This window comes from Rhizobium sp. P2_G2 (assembly GCF_056403555.1).
On sequence record NZ_JBFUFF010000203.1, the window covers coordinates 1 to 5,347 of the forward strand.

Sequence of the window (5,347 nt, forward strand, 5' to 3'; positions counted from 1 at the left end):
CACCATCACCTCGCAAACACGGCTTGCGATCTGCTCACCGTGATGTCTCTCGACAAGATAGACCATCAGGTCGAGCGTTGCGGTCCGCCCTGCGCAGGTGAAAATCCTGTTGTCCTCTTCGTACAGCGCGGTCGAAACTTGCGCCTTGTCCCCGAACCGCTCCTCGAACACTGGGATCATCTCCCAGTGCATGGTGCATGTCTTCCCTTCAAGGAGACCCGCTGACGCGAGAATTAAGGGTGCGGTGTCCAGTCCGACGATCTCGCGCCCGGTCTTCCTGGCATTGCGCAGCCAGCCTGCCGTCGCCTTGCTCGCCGTTGTTTCCGTGCCCCCGCACACGATGACCATGTGCGGCTTGGAACGCGAGCCGCAATCGAAGGGAACGTCGCCGAGAAGGAGGTCAGTGAGCATCCGCGTCGCGAAGGCGGCAGCTGACACCGTGAAGCGCGTGACCCAGAACTCGGCAGCAAGTCGGCGAACATCATTCTGGACGACGCAGACCTCGAAGCGGCGGTGCGAGACGGCGTCGTCGGATGTTTCTCGAACAGCGGCCAGTCTTGCGACGCCCCGACCAGAATGCTCGTGCCAAAGGGCAAGTATTGCGAAGCGCTTCGCATCGCGGCTGAAACCGCCGAAGGGCAAACCGTGTCCGACCCCAAGGACCCATCGACCCTATTGGGGCCCGCCGCGAGCGGAATCCAGTTCGACAAGATTCAAGGCCTCATCGCCAAGGGGATCGAGGAAGGAGCCAAGGTCCTTGTCCGAAGCCCCGGCAAACCCAAGGGCCTCGATCATCGCTATTACGTGCGTCCGACCATTTTCGCCAATGTCACGAACGACATGACCGTCGCCCGGAAGGAAATCTTCGGACCGGTGCTCTGCATCCTGCCCTATTAAAAAGAGCAGGATGCCACCCGGATCGCCAACGACACGCCCTACGGCCCGGCGGCATATGTGCAGTCGGGAGATATCGGCCATGCACGCAAGGTCGCCGCGAAGTTGCGGGCGGGGTCGATTTACATCAACTATCCGGTATGGGACGCTCTCGCGCCGTTCGGTGGCTACAAGCAATCCGGCAACGGCCGCGAAGCGGGCACCACGCACTCAGCGAGTACCTGGAAATCAAGGCAATGGTCGGCCACGGCTGACAAGCCGACATGAGCGACCGGACACGAGGGTGTGGCATGAGAAGCTGCGTCTTCGCGTCGGTGACTTTTCGCTCGCTGGAGCTGGTGGCAACGGCACGGTGTGATGCTACGCCACTATGAGATCGGGTCTCATCCCCTTCAGTTCCTCCGCAAGTCTCGTTCGTCCGAGCGACATGAGCCCGCGAACGGTCTGTCCCAGCAGATTTGTCTTCGCCATGATATCGTGGACCGCTTGAGCTCTGCGCTTCTCGCCCAGCCCCGCGATGGTCTCGGCGAGCCGTCTGTCGTAGTATTCGCACGGAACGCGGTCTCTGCCGAGATAGTAGACCGTGACGAGGTCGGCGACTTCATCCAGAGAGAGTGCGTCGGCGACGGTCTTCTCCACCGCTTGCCTGGCGCGGAAGTCAACCGCGAGTTTGGCCCGGTCGATCTTGAAGAAATCGATCTCCAGACCGTCTTCTCCTCGTGGCGGATTGATTTTCGACCATTCCGACATGACCAGCCGGGCGTGGTCGTCCGTCAGATGAGCCAATTCGAACTCGATGCCGATCATCCCGCCCATTTCGCGATGCACCTCGATGACCTTCAAGGCCTCGGAAAAGCGGCGGCTGCTCAGGCCATAGGTGTCCATCGCCTTGGTGCGCGCTTCGGTGAATGCGTCGCTATCCCAATCCGCGCGCGGAGGAAGTCCTCTGGCAAGTGCACCCAGGTCCCGGCGGGACAGCACTGGAGTGAAGGTGCCAGTACGTCGTTCAGACACGAGGTCGAGGGATCGGTATTTGAGCCTATTCAGCAGTTCCGCCATCACGGTAAGACTGGAGCGGACCTGCTGGAGATCGCACAGCGACTTGCTCTCCAGGCTCTTCTTGCCGTCCTGCGTCTCGGCATACCGCAGCTCCTGACCGTCTTCGTCGATGCCCCTGAGGCTGTCGATGAAGGGCTTGAGCTCGTCGACAATTCTCGACATCAGGGAGTCCGCGTGTGGCGCGTCTTTCAAGACCTGCCAATGCGCCACGATGTCGTGGTTCTTTTCGGCGCGGTCGGAGAGGATGCCCCCGGCGTGCAGCCGGTCGATGGCATATTTAAGGGTGAGCTCGACCGCGTGCCGCGCGTTGTAGAGGATCGGCATCGCGAGCGTGTCGCGCTTTTCGTATTGCTGCTTGTCGATGACGGCCGCCACGAGTTCGATCGCAGCCTCCATGTACCCGTCGATATAGTTCTCGGGGTCGCCTTGACGGCCGATGCAGGCGTTCCAATCGCCTCCGTAGGTCATGTCGAAGAACGGATCGGGTGGGTTCGCTGGTTGTTGTTGATTGACCGTCATGGCGACCTCCTCAGCGAATCGTCCCTGTTTGCCGACAGACGTCTAAACCTCCCCATGTACATCGGGAAGCCGTTCCGCACCGGAGATCGTTATGACATCAAACTGTCGCCTCAACGGAGGCGGAGGTTCACGTCGCTCCGATATCGGCGTGGAAGTCCGGGTCGGCGCACCGGTCACTGATTGTTCTGCCCAAGGCATCGCAATCGGTGACGAGTTCGTCGCCGCCAAGACAGTGGTCTGGGCCGCGGGCGTGCAGGCGTCGAAGGCTGGTCAATGGATCGGGGCGACAGCCGACCGGGCCGGAAGGGTCATCGTCGAGAGCGATCTCACAGTGCCGGGTTACCCGGAGATTTTCGTGATCGGCGACACCGCTCAGGTGACGACGTGGGACGGCAAACCAGTTCCAGGTAGCGACCCCGCCGCGAAGCAACAAGGCGGCTATGTCGCCAAGGTCATCAAGGCGAGGCTGTCTGGCGCGGCCAAGCCCGCGGCGTTCCGGTATCGCCATCTCGGTAACCTCGCGACCATAGGACCGAACGCTGCGGTAATCGAACTCTGCAAGTTCCGGCTCAAAGGCTGGTTGGCGTGGTGGGTATGGTGTGTCGCACACATCTACTTTCTGAGGGGGACGCGAAGCCGCCTCGCGGTCGCGCTGAGCTGGGTGTGGACGGCGGCGACAGGCTTGCACTCCGCGCGCCTGATCACATAGAAGGAAACGCTGAAGGATGAGGTCTGATCACCATCCCGGTCATCAGCTAGTGGGTCTCCTTGAGAAAGCGCTCAGGTCCCGACGGAGGCGACGTTCGAGACTTGGAACGATCGACCGTCCCTCCCTTGGATAATGCCAAATCTCACCTTCAGGCCTTCCCGCAGCTTCGGCCGCTGCTCCTCATCGAAGGCCGAAAAATGGAAGAACGCGTCCTCATCGAGTGTCGGCGAAGATATGAATCCGAACCCTCTCTCCCTCGCGACGTGGACGATGGCACCGTCATGAAGAACATCGCTACCGACTGATTGGGCACTTCCGATCGACAATACGTTTTGGACAGCGAGACCGCGTGGCCCGGTCGTTGTCGTCACCCGAATTGGCTCGCCGTTGGCGACCTGTGAGACGCCGAACCGCTCAAGCGCGGATGCGTGGAGAAACGCATTCTCGCGCAATGCGTCAACGTGGACGAAGCCAAAACCCTTGATCTTGTCGAACCACTCGACGACGCCGTCATATTCGGGGGCACTGGGTTCCGCAAATCGGCTGGTCAATTTCCGGACGACCCATCTGGCTTCGAACTCGCGCGCGAATTCGTGTTGCACGGCGTAGCGGTCGATCTCAGGAATGGAACAGGTTAGGCTGTCCTCTTTGAGCAAGTATCCTGCGAACACCTTAAACATGGTGCCCCACGCCTCCTTGCCGAGTTTGTCGACGGACTTCATGCTCCTCAATTCGGTCACGATCTCAGGGTCGTTCATGCGCGTGGTGAAGAGCATCTGGGCGAAAAATGCATCGTTGAAGAGCGCCAAGTCCAGATGCGCCAAACCCTTGCTCGTCACCGCGACGCGCTGAGAGTTGTGAATTTCACGGTCCGAAAGATCGAACGGTTCGATCAGGTCGGAACCCAGCAAATGCTCCAGAACAAGTTTCGTCGCGGGCTCGGCGACACCCGCGCCATCAAAGTAGGACACGATGTCGGAGATGATCCAATGCTTCTCCTCGATCGTCTGGTTTTTGGTCTTTGCTTGTCGCAGAAGGAGCATTAGACGGAGTCCAAGCAATGGCGAATATCGTATCTTCTCTGAAACGTTGAAGATCGGATAGATATAGGGGTTTTCGATCGGCCGATAATAGCTGTAGTCGCCCTGGAGCAGTGCCTGCATGAACTTCCGGTAATTAGGCGCGACCTTTTTCCCAGCGACATACGACTTAATGATCTCGTCGATCCGGAATATCGACGAGGTGATCACCCTGCGCGACAGGTCCAGAGTCTTCCTGATGTTGTAGTTGGCGAGCAAGGCCACGTGGTTAGTCAGGAAATCCGTGTTTATGAATATGTCTTCGACCGCCGCAGAGAAGGCCTCGATATCCTGGATTTTCACCTTGAATCCTTGGGTGCTGAAGTATTCCGCAGGAGTGTGGTTTCCGCTTTTCTCGCTCGACCGCTTCTTGAGATAGTCGATGCGCTTTCGGAGCACCTCCTTGGGCGATGGTGTCGGCAGAAAATACGATTTGCTCGAATAGACGTTGAAAATCTTGGTCCTCATAAAGGACCACGCGGTCTGGTCGGTCATCGGGAAGATCAAGAGGGCGTAGCTGCACGCTCGTTTGAGTGCCTGGAAGTATTGGTAAACGACCTCTCGAAACTCCGGGGGAAATTCGTCCGTATTGTCGACGACAAAGATCGGCAACTTCTTGCGGTTGCTGATCGCGTCCGAGAGGAGCCGTTCAAGATAGCCTGGACGATCATTGCTGATCAGCCCGTCGAGCACGTCGCTGAACTTCCTCTTGAAGGCCTCGCGATCCGAACGGTAGAGCGGCGCGTCGATTCCGACCGACCGTTTCACGTACTCTCCATAATATAGGCCCTGAAGTTCATCGAACGTCGGTGTGCCGCTTTTGAAGTGCGCGACTTCGATCTGTTTGATTAGGCGCTCGGTCATCCAACTCATGAACGCGTCTCTGTCGCCTTGTGCGTCGACCGCATTCAGAGTCAGGAGCAGGCATCGGTCGCGAAGGTTCGAGGGTAGGACTTTCTTAAAGAAGCGACTGACGAATGTCGACTTCCCGGCACCGCTTGGGCCGACGATGAAGATGGTTTCCCCGCGCTGATATTGCACGGCGTCTTCGATCACCSCCGCCAATTCCCCGGGGATGTCGGTAGAC

At 58.8% G+C, this 5,347-nt stretch carries 3 protein-coding genes and 2 pseudogenes; 2 read left to right on the plus strand and 3 right to left on the minus strand.

The window, feature by feature from the left end:
- Positions 1-411 (minus strand): AraC family transcriptional regulator (locus AC1D06_RS41680; protein WP_477991343.1); only part of this gene is annotated, 411 nt, incomplete at its 3' end.
- Between AC1D06_RS41680 and AC1D06_RS41685 the strand changes: the two are divergent.
- Positions 410-1,148: pseudogene (locus AC1D06_RS41685) on the plus strand (aldehyde dehydrogenase family protein); the annotation flags it as partial. The gene AC1D06_RS41680 and the pseudogene AC1D06_RS41685 sit on opposite strands and share 2 nt — an antisense overlap.
- Positions 1,149-1,254: 106 nt before the next feature.
- Here AC1D06_RS41685 and AC1D06_RS41690 read toward each other — a convergent pair.
- Positions 1,255-2,472 carry a hypothetical protein gene (locus AC1D06_RS41690; RefSeq protein WP_477991345.1) on the minus strand — a complete coding sequence of 406 codons (1,218 nt, stop codon included), beginning with the start codon at positions 2,470-2,472 and terminating at the stop codon, positions 1,255-1,257.
- A gap of 142 nt (positions 2,473-2,614) precedes the next feature.
- Between AC1D06_RS41690 and AC1D06_RS41695 the strand changes: the two are divergent.
- Positions 2,615-3,181 (plus strand): annotated as a pseudogene (locus AC1D06_RS41695) (NAD(P)/FAD-dependent oxidoreductase); the annotation flags it as partial.
- A gap of 71 nt (positions 3,182-3,252) precedes the next feature.
- Here AC1D06_RS41695 and AC1D06_RS41700 read toward each other — a convergent pair.
- The coding region (locus AC1D06_RS41700; protein ID WP_477991346.1) for a cold shock domain-containing protein at positions 3,253-5,347 on the minus strand (2,095 nt) is incomplete at its 5' end.